The sequence below is a fragment of the Vibrio sp. TAP-3B genome, assembly GCF_057784735.1.
In genome coordinates this window covers 283,399-298,805 of record NZ_CM173495.1, presented here as the reverse complement: position 1 = coordinate 298,805, position 15,407 = coordinate 283,399, and the positions used below count along the sequence as shown (strand labels likewise).

14 protein-coding genes are annotated in these 15,407 nt (G+C 43.1%); 10 read left to right on the top strand and 4 right to left on the bottom strand.

Going from position 1 to position 15,407, the window contains the following annotated elements; translation table 11 throughout:
* The first annotated feature begins 179 nt into the window (after positions 1-179).
* The 6 genes from AC3D28_RS01530 to AC3D28_RS01505 all read left to right on the top strand — a co-directional run bounded on the left by AC3D28_RS01530 (position 180) and on the right by AC3D28_RS01505 (position 5,273).
* The gene (locus AC3D28_RS01530) at positions 180-1,094 is read left to right on the top strand and encodes a TIGR01777 family oxidoreductase (RefSeq protein ID WP_488535312.1); all 915 of its coding nucleotides are present in this window, start codon (positions 180-182) and stop codon (positions 1,092-1,094) included.
* A 41-nt stretch (positions 1,095-1,135) separates the two neighbouring features.
* Positions 1,136-1,963, top strand: coding sequence for an SDR family oxidoreductase (locus AC3D28_RS01525; protein ID WP_488535311.1), 828 nt, complete (start codon positions 1,136-1,138; stop codon positions 1,961-1,963).
* Between the two features lie 418 nt (positions 1,964-2,381).
* Positions 2,382-3,236, top strand: coding sequence for a co-chaperone YbbN (locus AC3D28_RS01520; RefSeq protein WP_488535310.1), 855 nt, complete (start codon positions 2,382-2,384; stop codon positions 3,234-3,236).
* A 157-nt stretch (positions 3,237-3,393) separates the two neighbouring features.
* Positions 3,394-4,311 (top strand): SPFH domain-containing protein, encoded by a 918-nt coding sequence (locus AC3D28_RS01515; protein WP_098416217.1) that lies wholly within the window; start codon positions 3,394-3,396, stop codon positions 4,309-4,311.
* A 3-nt stretch (positions 4,312-4,314) separates the two neighbouring features.
* Positions 4,315-4,776, top strand: a complete 462-nt coding sequence (locus AC3D28_RS01510) for an NfeD family protein (protein WP_488535309.1) — start codon at positions 4,315-4,317, stop codon at positions 4,774-4,776.
* Between the two features lie 323 nt (positions 4,777-5,099).
* Positions 5,100-5,273: a hypothetical protein gene (locus AC3D28_RS01505; protein ID WP_488535308.1), complete on the top strand. Its 174-nt coding sequence runs from the start codon at positions 5,100-5,102 to the stop codon at positions 5,271-5,273.
* Between the two features lie 82 nt (positions 5,274-5,355).
* On the opposite strand, the gene AC3D28_RS01500 is transcribed toward AC3D28_RS01505, so the two are convergent.
* The 4 genes from AC3D28_RS01500 to zipA form a co-directional block, all read right to left on the bottom strand.
* Complete coding sequence (locus AC3D28_RS01500; protein WP_488535307.1) at positions 5,356-5,718, bottom strand: DUF2799 domain-containing protein; 363 nt, start codon at positions 5,716-5,718, stop codon at positions 5,356-5,358.
* A gap of 75 nt (positions 5,719-5,793) precedes the next feature.
* Positions 5,794-7,179 carry a multidrug transporter gene (locus AC3D28_RS01495; RefSeq protein ID WP_488535306.1) on the bottom strand — a complete coding sequence of 462 codons (1,386 nt, stop codon included), beginning with the start codon at positions 7,177-7,179 and terminating at the stop codon, positions 5,794-5,796.
* A gap of 507 nt (positions 7,180-7,686) precedes the next feature.
* Entirely contained in the window at positions 7,687-9,699 is a 2,013-nt protein-coding gene (gene ligA, locus AC3D28_RS01490) for an NAD-dependent DNA ligase LigA (protein ID WP_488535305.1), read from the bottom strand.
* 90 nt (positions 9,700-9,789) lie between these two features.
* Positions 9,790-10,749 carry a cell division protein ZipA gene (gene zipA / locus AC3D28_RS01485; RefSeq protein ID WP_488535304.1) on the bottom strand — a complete coding sequence of 320 codons (960 nt, stop codon included), beginning with the start codon at positions 10,747-10,749 and terminating at the stop codon, positions 9,790-9,792.
* A 250-nt stretch (positions 10,750-10,999) separates the two neighbouring features.
* Here zipA and cysZ point away from each other — a divergent pair, with 250 nt between their 5' ends.
* From cysZ to ptsI, 4 genes are all read left to right on the top strand, one after another.
* Positions 11,000-11,743 carry a sulfate transporter CysZ gene (gene cysZ, locus AC3D28_RS01480; RefSeq protein ID WP_488535303.1) on the top strand — a complete coding sequence of 248 codons (744 nt, stop codon included), beginning with the start codon at positions 11,000-11,002 and terminating at the stop codon, positions 11,741-11,743.
* A 164-nt stretch (positions 11,744-11,907) separates the two neighbouring features.
* Positions 11,908-12,876 carry a cysteine synthase A gene (gene cysK / locus AC3D28_RS01475; protein WP_488535302.1) on the top strand — a complete coding sequence of 323 codons (969 nt, stop codon included), beginning with the start codon at positions 11,908-11,910 and terminating at the stop codon, positions 12,874-12,876.
* Between the two features lie 295 nt (positions 12,877-13,171).
* Complete coding sequence (locus AC3D28_RS01470) at positions 13,172-13,429, top strand: HPr family phosphocarrier protein (protein ID WP_098416224.1); 258 nt, start codon at positions 13,172-13,174, stop codon at positions 13,427-13,429.
* Positions 13,430-13,569: 140 nt separating this feature from the next.
* The gene (ptsI, locus tag AC3D28_RS01465; RefSeq protein ID WP_098416225.1) at positions 13,570-15,294 is read left to right on the top strand and encodes a phosphoenolpyruvate-protein phosphotransferase PtsI; all 1,725 of its coding nucleotides are present in this window, start codon (positions 13,570-13,572) and stop codon (positions 15,292-15,294) included.
* Positions 15,295-15,407: the final 113 nt, after the last annotated feature.

The following is a 15,407-nucleotide window of genomic DNA, read 5'->3' as shown; positions in this document are numbered from 1 at the left end:
TTCCCCTACCGTGAACAAGCCCATTCCACTAATAACATTTAGTTACATTTTTTCAATATGTGAAGTAGATAGCGCGCTTTACGGCTTCGTGAGAATCAACAAAATAAGAAGCGCAGAGATGATCAGCCAAGCACAAAACGACTATAATGTCGTAATAGTTGTACATTCAAAGAGATGCCATGAAAATATTACTAACAGGTGGAACTGGGTTTATTGGCTCAGAGTTGCTTAAGCTACTCGCCACACACCAAGTGGTGCTCCTCACACGCTCTCCTGAGCGCGCAAGACAACACTTACAACACACTGATCTTGGTAATATTGAATACCTTGATTCTCTTGATCGCCTGGCCGATCTCAATCATATTGACGCCGTGATTAACCTTGCGGGTGAGCCTATCGCAGACAAAAGATGGACCCGCCAACAAAAAGAGAAAATCTGCAAAAGCCGCTGGGAAATTACCGAGAAAATCGTTGAATTGATCCACGCGAGCACCGAACCTCCTTCCGTGTTTATTAGCGGTTCCGCTGTTGGTTACTATGGCGATCAACAAGAACATCCTTTCGACGAATGCCTCAAAGTAAACAGTGATGAATTCCCGCACGTGGTTTGCGCACAATGGGAACATATTGCCAAAAGAGCCAAGTCAGAGCAGACTCGTGTGTGCTTTTTACGAACTGGCGTGGTGCTGGGAGAGCATGGCGGGGCTTTAGCGAAAATGTTATTGCCTTATAAACTTGGGGTCGGCGGACCACTGGGAAACGGCAATCAATATATGCCTTGGATCCACATCCTCGATATGGTTCGCGCCATCATGTATCTGCTTGAAACTTCTCATGCACACGGTGCGTTCAATATGTGCGCACCTCATCCCGTCACTAACCGGATTTTCAGCAGCACTCTCGCTAAAACCCTAAAGCGGCCGCACATTCTCTTCACACCGAAGTGGGTCATGGAAATCGCAATGGGCGAATCTGCCTGCTTATTATTCGATAGCATGAGAGCCAAACCCAAAAAACTTACAGAACTTGGTTTTAAATTTAGCTACTCCAGAATAGAGCCTGCACTCAAGCACTTGCTTCAAGAGCGAAGCTGATGAATGATGAGGTTCATTCATCGTTTCTGTGAGCTAAATTTATGAAAAAGTCGATTCTTATCACTGGTTGCTCCACTGGAATTGGTTATGTCTGCGCGCATGCTCTGAACAAGAAAGGCTTTCATGTGATTGCATCTTGCCGGCATAAACATGACGTGGAACGGCTCCAAACTGAAGGATTGAACTGTATCCAATTGGATCTCAATGACCCCCACAGCATCAGTATTGGTGCCGAACAAACCCTGAAAATAGCCAACGGTAAGCTTTACGCACTATTTAATAATGGCGCATACGGTCAACCAGGTGCCCTTGAAGATTTACCGACCGAGGCTTTAAAAGCCCAGTTCCAAACCAACTTTTTTGGTTGGCATCAACTGGTTCAGGAAGTCCTCCCCCATATGCGTTCACAAGGCGAAGGACGTATTATCCAAAATAGTTCCGTGCTTGGCTTTGCTGCAATGAAATATCGAGGGGCCTACAATGCATCGAAATTCGCACTAGAAGGCTGGACAGATACACTGCGCTTAGAACTCGCCGATACCAACATCAAAGTAGCATTGATAGAGCCAGGTCCAATTGAGACCCGATTTAGAAGCAATGCATTAAAAGCATTCGAACAGTGGATTGATGTTGGGTCCAGCCCGCACCGTCTCGCTTATGAAGGGCAAAAAAAACGTTTGGATAACGATAAGTCTAATAATAAGTTTGTTTTACCCGCATCAGCCTGTATCGAACCGGTTCTTCATGCATTAACCAGCTCTTCTCCTAAAATTCGTTATCGTATTACAATGCCAACCAAACTGTTTTCGGTACTCAAACGAGTGTTACCAACCCGCACACTTGATAAGATTTTGCAGCGAGTCGCATGATTTTTGTCGTCATGTAATTTTAGCGTAATAATGTGATGTCATTATGAGCATGAAGGTTAAAAAGCCTCAACCAAACGAATCAATTCCTAGACAAAATTCTGCACTCAATAATACGAATTGAGTACTTAACTTTGACTAGATTTGGTATCGCCGCCACCCATTATGTTTTGTACTAATGCGAGACAACAATGACATTGAATCAGCTTAACTGGCTTAGTGTGGGTGTAGTGTTGGCCATGTTCATCCTATTTTGATACCACACCATCCACCTCGAGAACGCTTTATACTTTTATAGCAGCTTCGCGCGCTATAACGACAGCGCTGCTTAGGTCGCGTTTTTCTTTTCTACTGCTTGAATTTCTCATAAATCAACTCCATATCTACAATCAACGACAAGAAACAAAGCAAGGATACTCTGATGCAATCCCCATTTATCGTTGAGATAACAGAACAGAACTTTCGCGAAACACTTGAAGGATCAATGAACACCCCTGTTTTGATCCACTTTTGGGCAAATACTCAACCAGAAAGCGTACAGGTACTCCCTGAGTTACAATCTCTGGCTCAACAATACAACGGGGCATTTACGCTTGCTTTACTTAACTGTGAAGATCAACCAGCCTTAGCTTCCCAGTTTGGCGTACAAGTACTTCCAACTATCGCTTTATTTGTCAATGGCCAAGCCGTTGATGGTTTAGGTGGTCCTCAGCCTATTGACGCCATTGCGACTATGTTGCAAAAACACTTACCAAGCCCGGATGAACAACTGCTAAAGCAGGTTAGCGAGCTTCTTCAGCAAGGTGAACATGCCCAAGCATTGAGTATTATCCATACTCTGCCACAAGAGCTGCAAGAGCGTGGTGATGTAAAATTAGCCATGGCAGATTGTTTGTTAGAAACCAAACAATTTGATGTTGCCCAAGAGCTATTAGGCTCTATCTCACTTGAATACCAAGATAACTACTACAAGAGCCTAATCGCAAAGCTCGAACTGCACTTACAGGCCGCGGATAGCCCTGAATTGCAGCGACTGGAGCAAACCTATGCTGCAGATATGGAAAACTTCGCACTCGCTTGTGAACTTGCCGTACAATATAACCAAGTGGGTCGTGATGAAGAAGCGCTAGATCTACTTTGGAATATTCTTAAAAAAGACTTGGGAGCCCAAGACGGTGAAGTGAAGAAGACTTTTATGGATATTCTCAGCGCACTAGGTCAAGGCAACGCGTTAGCAAGCAAATATCGCCGTCAGCTATATTCGATTCTGTACTAACTTACTGAAAAGCGAAAACTTCAATAAAAGGCCGGATATTCCGGCCTTTGTGATATAAAAAACCCAATAACCTCTTAAGGTTCTCAGAACTTCAATTGTCTATTGTCTATAAATAGGTAAAAATGAATCCGACATTATGCACTTAAGGGAATAACTCATGCCTATTGATTCACTGATTACCATCGGTATTTTTGTCGTTCTTGCCGTTGTCATTCTTGCTTCCGCAATAAAAACCGTTCCTCAAGGAAATAACTGGACAGTGGAACGTTTTGGCCGCTACACCCTTACGCTTAAGCCAGGACTAAACTTGATTATTCCATTCATTGATCGAATCGGTCATAAAATCAACATGATGGAACGTGTATTAGATATACCTGCACAAGAGGTAATCAGTAAAGACAACGCAAATGTGGTCATTGATGCGGTATGTTTTGTCCAAGCCGTTGACGCCGCAAAAGCCGCTTATGAGGTTAATGACCTCGAGCATGCGATAAGAAACCTGACGCTCACGAATATCCGTACCGTATTAGGCTCCATGGAACTGGATGAAATGCTGAGCCAACGCGATATGATCAACTCAAAACTACTTGTTATCGTCGACCAAGCAACAAATCCGTGGGGCGTAAAAGTCACGAGAATTGAAATTAAAGATGTCCAACCACCAGCAGATCTGACTGCAGCGATGAACGCACAAATGAAGGCAGAGCGTAATAAGCGAGCTGAAATCCTTGAAGCTGAAGGCGTTCGCCAAGCGGAGATCCTAAAAGCAGAAGGTCATAAACAATCGGATATTCTGAAAGCAGAAGGGGAGAAGCAGTCTGCGATTCTCCATGCTGAAGCTCGTGAACGTGCAGCGCAAGCAGAAGCGAAAGCCACTTATATGGTCTCAGAAGCGATTGCAAAAGGTGACATGCAAGCCGTAAATTACTTTATCGCACAAGGTTATACCGAAGCGATCAAGAGTATCGGTCAAGCCGAAAATGGTAAGATCATTATGCTACCGTTAGAAGCAACTGGACTAATGGGATCGGTTGCTGGTATTGCTGAGATGTTTAAACCACAAAATAAAGAATAGCTTATGAACTTTTTTAGTTTACTGGAAGGTGTCTCTTTCTGGCATTGGCTAGCATTCGGTTTTGCCCTTCTGGCTGTAGAGTTGCTCGGCACGGTAGGTTACTTTCTTTGGCTTGGTCTCTCAGCCCTTATTGTCGGGGCTCTGCTTACCGTTCTTCCTATGAGTTGGCAATTGCAATGGCTATGCTTTGCCACTTTCAGCCTAATCACAACTTGGCTATGGTGGCGTCGACAATGGTCAAAAGACAAACAAGAAGATCAAGAGCGAGACTTAAACCAAAAATATAAGCAGCTCATAGGGCGTACCATCACCATAGAAGAAGACTTTAATATCGGACTCAATCGAATTCAGGTTGCCGATACCACTTGGTCTGCACAATCGGAGCGAGCACTTCCAGCAGGCACACGCGTAAAAATCACTGCTGTAGATGGCATAATTTTAATAATTGAGCCAGAGTCTGATTAAATTATGCAAAAATAATGGAGCGAACTCGGCTCCATTACTGCTTATCTAAAAAACTCTTTAATTTCATTATTTTATTTAAAATCCAACAATAATTAAGTAACATGATATTATTAACATCCTCTCCTTAAATATCAATAACCTCTTTATCTAAATATCATAATCAATAAGATAGAAACGTATTGAACTAAAAAATACTTTCTAATTTAATTTAAAAAAATAAAATACTATTGAATTATTTTTTGATCTTTTTAAGTCCCTATACATACTTAACGCATAGCATTTAACTTAAATGCTGTTTATTTTGGTAAGTAAGAGGATGTGTTATGAAAAAGATTGCTTTATTTATCGCGTGCTTTATTTTTGCATCACCAATTTCTTTGGCACAAAATTCAGCGGGGCATGTTTTTGGTGCAGGTATCGAGTGTACATTTAGCGATGGTACAGTCAAACATCTACCTAGAGAATTATGTAGAATGTACGGTGGTACATTTAAATAATAAATATTCTCAATGCTTTTAACGAAGTTTATCTGCTTAATTTACTAGATAAACTTCGTTGACACGTTGTTGGTTGATATGTCTAAAACTTATAAAAGTCCGAACCAATAAATGCATCCCAGCCTCTCTGCCACTCTGCTTTGATCATAACCTCTTGAGTCTGCCCCTCACATTGATTGGTATAGCGTATACCTTGAATGCCTTTTTCAAATGCTTTAAACGGATCACAGTAAGCTGCCCTACCCGCCTCATAACCTTCCTTGTATGAATCCTCATCAAAATCGACATTTTCTTTTAAGTTAGTTAAAACATCATTGTCGTATTGGTAGCCATTAGAACCAAAACGTTCACCTTGCCCATGCCAATACTCTGCTGATGTCTGGGGAGTACTATTACAAGCTTGGAGAGTTAACAATATAAAAGGGATAAAAAGCAATTTCTTCATAATTAGCTCCTCGGATACAAAAAAAGCTGAGCGAATGCTCAGCTTTTTAGACACCATTTAGAGTATTCAGTTCGCTTATTTAACTGTAAAAGGAATTGTTAATGCTAGTTTGAAATCTTCCTCGTCTTGGAACAGGTTTGTGTATGGAGCCCAGTTCCCAGCATTTGTGTCATTGTAGTAATTAGTGTAATAGAAGCTAATGTTCGCATCTTTCAACGCACCAGCTTGAATTGCGTAGTTAGCAAACAAGCTATAAGCGTACTCTGATAGATCATCCACACCAGGGGCAGATGAACCAAAGCCGTAAGCTGCACTTAGGCCGCCACTAAAGCCTTTACCACCGATGTCAGAAAAGTCACGAGATACAGAACCAAATACCGCTAGCTCTTCGTCGTGGTTAAAGTCTGAACGGTTGTTCCACCAGATTTCGTAAGCACCATTTGAACCACCATATTGGCTAGTTAGACGGTAAGACATGTTACCAACGACATTAGCATCACCCGAATCTGCGCCCGTGTACGTTGCTTCAGCGCGGTATGAGTATTGACCAGAAGAGATGCTAGTTAATAAAGCTACCTGGAATGCTGTGCTATCGAACTGCTCGCTGTCATCAACGATATACAGTTGTGGAGACCAGTATAGACCGCCCTCAGTAGTACCTTTCACTTTGAAGTGTGCATTCCAACGATCACCGTCAGTTAAGCCACCATATGCCGCATCAAGAGACATGCCATTGTCTAGCGTGTAACGACCACCTACAGAGTACAGCGTACCTGCATCTTCACCGTTCGTAGTTTGGAACTCATAAGTGGACTTAAACCAAGGCGCTTTGTATTCCGTTGCAACAACCAAACCTAAGTCGAAACCACCGATGTTGCCGCCAACTTGGCCACCTAGGTATGTACCAGGAGCAAATGACCAGTTAACACCTAGGGAGCTAGGTACTGATGGTTGGAAATAACCCAGTTTTGCAGTACCAGATTCACCAAACTTAAACTTAGCCGCTACTGTAGAAAATGAAACGCCGTTGTCAGTACAATCTGTCCATACATTAGAACATGCGCTGTCTTTTGCTTCTTTATCGTAAGGGTTGTTTACCCCCCAGAAGTTCATTTCGTGGTCAGCACCACCGTTTTGCCACATATCAAATGTGCTGTAGATAACAGCATCAAGACCTGCAACATCACCAACGTAGCCAGAGTTGAAGCCTAGGTTTGCAAAGATAGAACCGTGGTCTAGGTTCGTTACCTTTTTAGTGTCATTACCATTAGCATCTACGTTACCACGGTCACGAGCACGCATCCAAAAGTTAAGGTTACCGCTGATAGTCGACTCAGAGAAAAACTCTGAAACTGCTTCTGAATACTCTGGTCCAACTGGATCATTCGCCATTGCTGGAGCGGCAGCGACTGCGCCCATCATAGCTGCAGTGATCGCAGATACTTTAAAAAATTTGTCCATGGAAAAACTCCTAAAAATGGATATAGCTGTAATTTCTATCTCGCCTTTAGTTGGCCGCCGAAGGAGAGAAGTCAATTCCTAAACAAACCTCATTATTATTAATTCGGTTCTTTTTTGTTACTGCATACACAATGTGTACCCACGAGCACAAGACTAACTTCGCACCTAAAAAAAACCAAATGGAACTTATTTTTTTTCTAAAAAAATATGAGCCACACCAAAGTTCCATCTAAGTTGTTGATCCAGATCTTACTTTTAACAATGTTACCTAGCAGTTATATAAACCTATCAATATCAAAACGTTACCTTTAAACGCACAAACTATAGATGAAGCAAGTCGCAAAATAGAAGATAAAACCCTTTGAATAACTCAAGGATAGGTCTTGATCATTGAAATGATTAAAACTCTAAGATAGATGAAAAAAACGACTTAATTATGCGCAAGAAAAAGCCCCACAGGCATACCCTGTGGGGCTTTTAGTTATTTTTTACTTTTTTTGATATGGATTAATTCATTAATTCGATTAAATCTTGCTCCGTTTTAATCTCAACACCAAGTTCTTGCGCTTTTGTTAATTTAGAGCCCGCGCTTGTACCTGCAAACAATATATCCGTTTTCTTAGAGACACTGCCCGTGACTTTCGCGCCTAAAGCTTGGAGTGCTTCTTTAGCTTCAGTACGACCTAATTGAGAAAGTGTTCCCGTTAATACCACCGTCTTACCCGCTAATGGTAATTCACCCTCTTGTTCGGCCGCGCTAATTTCAGGCCAATGAATGCCTTGCTCGAGTAAGTCTTGAACTACCGTTTGGTTTTGCTCTTCGCTAAAGAATGTCGTGATATGTTGAGCTACTATCACACCAATATCTTGCACCTCAACCAACTGCTCTTTCGTTGCATTTTGAATCGCTTCTAAGCTTTTAAAGTGCCTTGCTAGGTTTGCGGCGGTTGTCTCGCCAACTTCACGAATCCCAAGAGAATACAAAAAGCGAGGCAATGTTGTTTCTTTGGATTTTTCTAACGCATTCACAATGTTCTGCGCAGACTTAGGCCCCATACGGTCCAACACTGTTAAAATTCCAGCCGATAACTTGAATAAGTCAGCCGGTGTTTTCACCATTTCACGGTCGACAAGCTGCTCGATAACCTTATCACCTAAACCATCAACGTCTAATGCTTTACGAGATACAAAGTGCTTGAGGGCTTGCTTTCGCTGAGCTTGACAGACCAAACCGCCGGTACAGCGAGTCACGGCTTCCCCTTCAATACGTTCAACGTGAGAGCCACAAACCGGGCACTGGCATGGGAAAACAATGTCTCGCACCGTTTCTGGTCGACGTTCTTTAATAACAGACACCACCTGAGGGATAACGTCGCCAGCACGACGAATGACGACTTGGTCACCGATCTTAACTTGCAGACGTTCTATCTCGTCTGCGTTATGAAGCGTCGCATTACTTACCGTTACCCCGCCAACAAATACAGGCTCCAGTTTAGCAACAGGCGTAATCGCACCAGTACGACCGACTTGGAATTCCACCTCATTCAGCGTCGTCATTTCTTCCTGAGCAGGAAATTTGTAAGCAATCGCCCAACGTGGAGCGCGAGCAACAAATCCAAGACGCTCTTGCACGGCAATATCGTCAATTTTAATGACGACACCATCGATCTCATAAGGAAGGGCATCACGACGCTGCAAGATATCTTGGTAGTAAGCTTTTACATCCGCCAAGCTTTCAACTCGCTTGGTCTCCGGGCACATTGGTAATCCCAAAGATTTAATTTGCAAGAAGCGTTCGTAGTGACTTGCCGCCAATTCAGCACCTTGCACCACGCCCACACTGTATGCATAGAAGCTAAGCGGACGAGAAGCCGTAATGCGTGAATCCAATTGTCGTAAGCTACCAGCCGCAGCGTTACGTGGGTTGACAAAGATTTTTTCGCCTTTCTTCCTTGCTAATTCATTGAGCTTTTCAAACCCAGCTTTCGGCATAAAGACTTCACCACGAACTTCAAGACGATTTGGCCAGTCATTACCTCTGAGTTTTAAAGGAATGGCTTTAATCGTACGCACGTTTTCTGTGATGTTCTCGCCAGTAGTGCCATCGCCTCGTGTTGCCGCCTGAACTAACACACCGTTCTCATACAGCAAGCTCACGGCTAACCCATCCAATTTCGGCTCACAACAATATTGCTTAACGCTTTGAGTGCCTACACGCTCTTGTGCTCGTTTGTGGAAACTATCAAGTTCGCTGTCATCAAACGCATTATCAAGCGAAAGCATCGGTACTTCATGTGTCACTTGGCTAAACGCAGAGAGAGGTTGTCCACCCACACGTTGACTTGGCGAGTCTACGGTAATTAAATCAGGGTTTTCTGCTTCAATATCCAGTAACTCTCGCATTAAACGGTCGTACTCGGCATCAGGGATCTCTGGGTTATCTTCCACGTAATAACGCACAGCGTGGTAATGCAACGACTCTTTTAGTTCTTCTAGTCGCTGAAGTACTGATTCAGACATAGTAAAGCCCCGTGTATTTTCAATCGGTGAGGTTGGGAAATCCAAGAAAAAGGGCTCCATCCGGAGCCCTATTATTATTTGCTGTTAAGATTATGCGTTAGCGGCATTAAACTCAACTATTTGACGTCGATAAGATGCTAAACGATCGGGCGTCATTAAGTTGCGCTGGTCATCAAGTACGTTACCACCTAAGTCATCAGCAATTTGCTGCGCTGTTCGGAGCATTAAGTTGAAGTTCTGTTCAGCCTCGCCATAACAAGGCAATGTCATGAAGAATGAAATACCCTTCGTTGTAAACTCAGCAGGATCAGCATGCTCAAACGTACCAGGGTGCATCATATTAGCGACGCTAAACAGCACTTTGCCGTTGCCAGATAGGTCAACATGTCGATGGAAGATATTCATCTCACCATAAATTAGGCCATTTTGCTGCATACTTTCAAATAGGTCTGTGCCGACAAATGGCTCTTCACCAGCACAATGGACGTTCAATACAATCACTTGCATTTCAGGTTCTGGCTTTGACTCTTGTTGAGGTTCTGCCACATCAGGTTCTCTAGCCGCTTCTGTTTTTTGTTCTTGATCCGCTATATCAAACGCTGATGGAATCGTCTCTTCCTCCACATGTTGTGGCTGAGATGGTTCTTCAACCAATGGGGCTTGAGCAACAGACTCGACTTCCTCTTCATTATCTTTGGCAGCGACAAAAGGAGGGATATCTTCTGGTTCTCGTTTTGAGGGTTTTACTTCTGGTATACCGTCAAACAAAGGGTCGGACTCGAACTTATTGTCGAACGCGTTCTCCCCCCCAAAATCCGGTTCTTTGCGATCTTTACGAATGATCTCAAAGTCATCCTCAGGAGCCGAAGCAAAGTTTCGTGCTTTATCGGCAACGTCGTTTTTGTCTCCTTGATCAACATCCAGCTTACCAAGCGGCTTGTTACCAAATTTTGCTTTGCCTTCTTTTTTACTGCTCCATAAACCATGAAACAGTAATGCCGCGATGGCTAATGCGCCAACAACAATGAGTACGAATCGCAATTCCTGCATTATTTACTCTCAATATACTTGTTTTTACTACTCGTAGTTCTTGAGCAGCAACCCAAGTGCAAAAAATCTGAATGATGCGTTTACTTTACCAAAACTATATGTAGATTTAGAACAACTTAATGCAAGAAGTTCCATTTTTTGTTGTGATTCTTGCCACGATTCCACTTAACAGCACCTCATTTGTCAGGACATTGAAAGAAAAATCCTCACAGGTACAATGAGTTGCCATTCACACGAAGCAAATAAAGACATGAAGCTAAATAATCAACAAAGAACCGGATTTGATTACTTCCTATACGGAATACAATTAGCACTTGCCCCCAAGATAAGACGCTTTGTCGTGTTACCTTTACTTGCAAATATTTTGCTCGTGGGTGGTGCGCTCTTCTATCTGTTTTCAAACCTTAACATTTGGATTGAAGACTGGATTGGACAACTACCCGATTTTTTATCTTGGCTGACCTATATTCTATGGCCTTTACTCGCCTTGACCATCCTTGCCACCTTTTCCTATTTCTTCAGCACACTCGCTAACTTCATCGCCGCACCGTTTAATGGTCTATTGGCAGAAAAAGTGGAAGAGAGCCTGACAGGGAAAAAAGTGAATGATGATGGTTTCACCGCAGTCATTAAAGATGTTCCTCGTGTTTTAAGTCGAGAATGGCGAAAGCTGCTGTACATACTGCCTAAAGCGATTGGCTTGTTCTTGCTATTACTCATCCCAGCTCTGGGACAAACGGTCGGACCATTTTTGTGGTTTATTTTCACGGCTTGGATGTTAGCGATTCAGTACTGCGACTATCCATTTGATAACCACAAAATCTCATTCAATGACATGCGTTACAAATTGAAACAAAAGCAAGGTAAAGCATATAGCTTTGGTGTGTTGGTATCCGTTTTTACAACGATTCCAATATTGAACCTTATCGTGATGCCCGTAGCAATATGCGGTGCAACCGCAATGTGGGTAGCGGAATTTAAGCACCAGCGATAATCTACTAGAGATTACGCAAAGGGATCAGCGCAAGCTTTTCCCTTTTCTTTTATTGAGATCTGGGCCAACCTAATAAGATATAACTTTTTAATCCTTTTCCCTTTTTTTCATACCGCATATTCTTCTATCCATATTCACACAACGTGTAATGAAGGAACATCACTATGAGCAAAATCTACGAAGATAACTCTCTTACTATTGGTAACACACCTATCGTTCGCCTAAACAAAGTGAGCAAAGGTAAAGTTCTCGCGAAAATTGAAGCGCGTAACCCTAGCTTCAGTGTTAAGTGCCGTATCGGTGCAAACATGATTTGGGAAGCAGAGAAAGCGGGTCTTCTTAAGCCAGGTGTAGAACTTGTAGAGCCTACCAGTGGTAACACAGGTGTTGCATTAGCGTTCGTAGCAGCCGCTCGCGGTTACAAGCTGACCTTGACCATGCCTGAATCAATGAGTCTAGAGCGTCGTAAGCTACTTAAAGCACTAGGTGCTAACCTTGAGCTGACTGAAGCAGCGAAAGGCATGAAAGGCGCGATTGCTAAAGCGGAAGAAATTGTCGCTAGCAACCCTGAGAAGTACCTACTTCTTCAGCAATTTGACAACCCTGCTAACCCAGAAATTCACGAAAAGACAACGGGCCCTGAGATTTGGGAAGCGACAGACGGTGAAATCGACGTATTCGTTGCTGGTGTCGGTACGGGCGGTACTATCACAGGTACAAGCCGTTACATCAAAGGTGAAAAAGGCAAAGCCATCACTTCTGTCGCAGTTGAGCCAGCAGAGTCTCCAGTGATTGCACAAGCACTTGCTGGCGAAGAAATCCAACCAGCTCCGCACAAAATCCAAGGTATCGGCGCAGGTTTCATTCCAGGTAACCTCGATTTAGACATTATTGACCGCGTTGAACAAGTCACCTCAGAAGAAGCGATTGAGATGGCTCGACGCCTAATGGAAGAAGAAGGTATCCTAGCCGGCATCTCATCAGGTGCGGCTGTTGTTGCAGCCAACCGACTTGCAGAACTCCCTGAATTTGAAGGGAAAACCATTGTTACAATTCTGCCAAGTTCAGGGGAACGTTACCTCAGTACAGCACTATTTGCAGGTATCTTTACCGAAAAAGAGAACCAACAATAATATGTGTCCAAATCAATTTTTCGTTTAAAAAAGCCCCTGAACGGGGCTTTTTTGTTGATCCCTGCCCAACCTTTGGTAATATCAGGGTGTTTTATTTTTAGCTTCAAAATAAAGAAGCGAAACAAAAAAGTTTTAAAGTAATGACGCTAGCTAACAGTTGCGTTGTTACCAAACTTTTGACTAGTATCAGAACTGACTCGCTTTGAACTCTCCCGTGCTAGCGCACAAGATATAAAGCAGTTAAGCTAAATCTAGTCACAACTAACAAAAAAATACATTTATTGGGGTATATCACATGTACGAGAAGCAAGTAGAAATCACAGCAGAAAACGGTCTTCATACTCGTCCAGCTGCACAGTTTGTTAAAGAAGCAAAAGCATTCGACGCAGACATCACTGTGACTTCTAATGGTAAAAATGCTAGCGCGAAGAGCCTATTCAAACTACAAACATTAGGCCTAGTAAAAGGGACTCAAGTCACTATTTCTGCTGAGGGCCCACAAGCTCAGCAAGCCGTTGATCACCTAGTTGCTCTAATGGACCAACTACACTAACTCGGTCTCCTATTTCAGAAGCCATTTTGTGAAAGCAAAATGGCTTCATTGGAAATAAGCTCAAAACTAAGCTAAAACTATTCGTTAGCGCACCCATTATTCTCCCGTTTTATAAAGTTGACCAAACTTAAGGTAAGGCTATGATTTCAGGCATCCTAGCATCTCCTGGTATTGCAATCGGTAAAGCATTACTACTTCAAGAAGATGAAATTGTCCTAAACACACACACTATTTCTGACGATCAAGTAGAAACTGAAGTTCAGAGTTTCTTTGACGCTCGTGATAAATCTGCAGCTCAACTAGAAACAATCAAGCAAAAAGCGCTTGAAACGTTTGGTGAAGAGAAAGAAGCGATCTTTGAAGGTCATATCATGCTTCTTGAAGACGAAGAGCTAGAAGAGGAAATCCTAGCACTTATAAAAAACGATAAGATGACTGCGGATCAGGCAATCTACTCAGTTATCGAAGAGCAAGCAAAAGCTCTTGAATCACTAGACGACGAATACCTTAAAGAACGAGCAACAGATATCCGTGATATCGGCTCTCGTTTTGTGAAAAACGCACTAGGCATCAATATTGTCTCTCTAAGCGACATCAGTGAAGAAGTTATCCTAGTGGCTTACGACCTAACCCCATCTGAAACTGCGCAAATCAACCTAGACTACGTACTGGGTTTCGCTTGTGACATCGGCGGTCGTACTTCTCACACGTCTATCATGGCTCGCTCGCTTGAGCTTCCAGCTATCGTTGGCACTAACGACATCACTAAGAAAGTGAAGAACGGCGATATGCTGATTCTTGATGCGATGAATAATAAGGTCGTTATTAACCCTTCAGAAGCTGAACTTGAAGAAGCGAAAGCCGTTAAAGCGGAATTCCTCGCTGAAAAAGAAGAGCTAGCAAAACTAAAAGACTTACACGCAGAAACCACTGACGGTCATCGTGTAGAAGTGTGCGGTAATATCGGCACAGTGAAAGATTGTAACGGTATCATCCGTAACGGTGGTGAAGGTGTTGGTCTGTATCGTACTGAGTTCCTTTTCATGGACCGTGATGCACTTCCAACAGAAGAAGAGCAATACCAAGCTTACAAAGAAGTTGCTGAAGCAATGGAAGGGCAAGCTGTCATCATCCGTACTATGGATATCGGCGGAGACAAAGATCTTCCGTACATGGACCTGCCAAAAGAAATGAACCCATTCCTAGGCTGGCGTGCTATACGCATTAGCTTAGATCGTCGTGAAATCCTTCGTGATCAGCTACGTGGTATCCTGCGCGCTTCTGCGCACGGTCAGCTACGCATCATGTTCCCAATGATCATCTCTGTTGAAGAAATTCGTGAGCTTAAAAAAGCCATCGAAGAGTACAAAGAGGAGCTACGTGCTGAAGGTCATGCATTCGACGAAAACATCGAGATTGGTGTAATGGTTGAAACACCTGCAGCGGCAGCAATCGCGCACCACCTAGCAAAAGAAGTTTCTTTCTTCTCTATCGGTACGAACGACTTAACTCAGTACACACTAGCGGTTGACCGTGGTAATGAGATGATTTCTCACCTATACAACCCACTGTCACCCGCGGTACTGAATGTAATCAAGCAAGTTATTGATGCTTCGCATGCTGAAGGTAAGTGGACTGGTATGTGTGGTGAACTCGCAGGTGACGAACGTGCAACATTGCTACTTCTAGGTATGGGTTTGGACGAGTTCTCAATGAGCGGAATCTCTATCCCTAAAGTGAAAAAAGTGGTTCGTGACTCTAACTTCGCAGACGTGAAGGCAATGGCCGAAAAAGCCCTTTCTCTACCAACGGCAGCAGAAATCGAAGCAGTCGTAGAAAAGTTTATTGCCGAGAAAGCTCAGTAATCAGTAGTACCAATTAATTCAATACTTAATGACCATTAGACGGCGAAAAAAGTCGTCTAATGGACTATATTGGTATACTATAATTCAACAGAATAAAACCAAACCTTAGGAGC

Bases quoted from the DNA above. Each gene is read 5' to 3' on its own strand.
- cysZ (WP_488535303.1), top strand. From the start codon at position 11,000: ATGAAGCTAAATAATCAACAAAGAACCGGATTTGATTACTTCCTATAC.
- AC3D28_RS01530 (WP_488535312.1), top strand. From the start codon at position 180: ATGAAAATATTACTAACAGGTGGAACTGGGTTTATTGGCTCAGAGTTG.
- ligA (WP_488535305.1), bottom strand. From the start codon at position 9,699: ATGTCTGAATCAGTACTTCAGCGACTAGAAGAACTAAAAGAGTCGTTG.
- AC3D28_RS01500 (WP_488535307.1), bottom strand. From the start codon at position 5,718: ATGAAGAAATTGCTTTTTATCCCTTTTATATTGTTAACTCTCCAAGCT.
- AC3D28_RS01510 (WP_488535309.1), top strand. From the start codon at position 4,315: ATGAACTTTTTTAGTTTACTGGAAGGTGTCTCTTTCTGGCATTGGCTA.
- cysK (WP_488535302.1), top strand. From the start codon at position 11,908: ATGAGCAAAATCTACGAAGATAACTCTCTTACTATTGGTAACACACCT.
- AC3D28_RS01515 (WP_098416217.1), top strand. From the start codon at position 3,394: ATGCCTATTGATTCACTGATTACCATCGGTATTTTTGTCGTTCTTGCC.
- AC3D28_RS01505 (WP_488535308.1), top strand. From the start codon at position 5,100: ATGAAAAAGATTGCTTTATTTATCGCGTGCTTTATTTTTGCATCACCA.
- AC3D28_RS01525 (WP_488535311.1), top strand. From the start codon at position 1,136: ATGAAAAAGTCGATTCTTATCACTGGTTGCTCCACTGGAATTGGTTAT.
- ptsI (WP_098416225.1), top strand. From the start codon at position 13,570: ATGATTTCAGGCATCCTAGCATCTCCTGGTATTGCAATCGGTAAAGCA.
- AC3D28_RS01520 (WP_488535310.1), top strand. From the start codon at position 2,382: ATGCAATCCCCATTTATCGTTGAGATAACAGAACAGAACTTTCGCGAA.
- AC3D28_RS01495 (WP_488535306.1), bottom strand. From the start codon at position 7,179: ATGGACAAATTTTTTAAAGTATCTGCGATCACTGCAGCTATGATGGGC.
- zipA (WP_488535304.1), bottom strand. From the start codon at position 10,749: ATGCAGGAATTGCGATTCGTACTCATTGTTGTTGGCGCATTAGCCATC.
- AC3D28_RS01470 (WP_098416224.1), top strand. From the start codon at position 13,172: ATGTACGAGAAGCAAGTAGAAATCACAGCAGAAAACGGTCTTCATACT.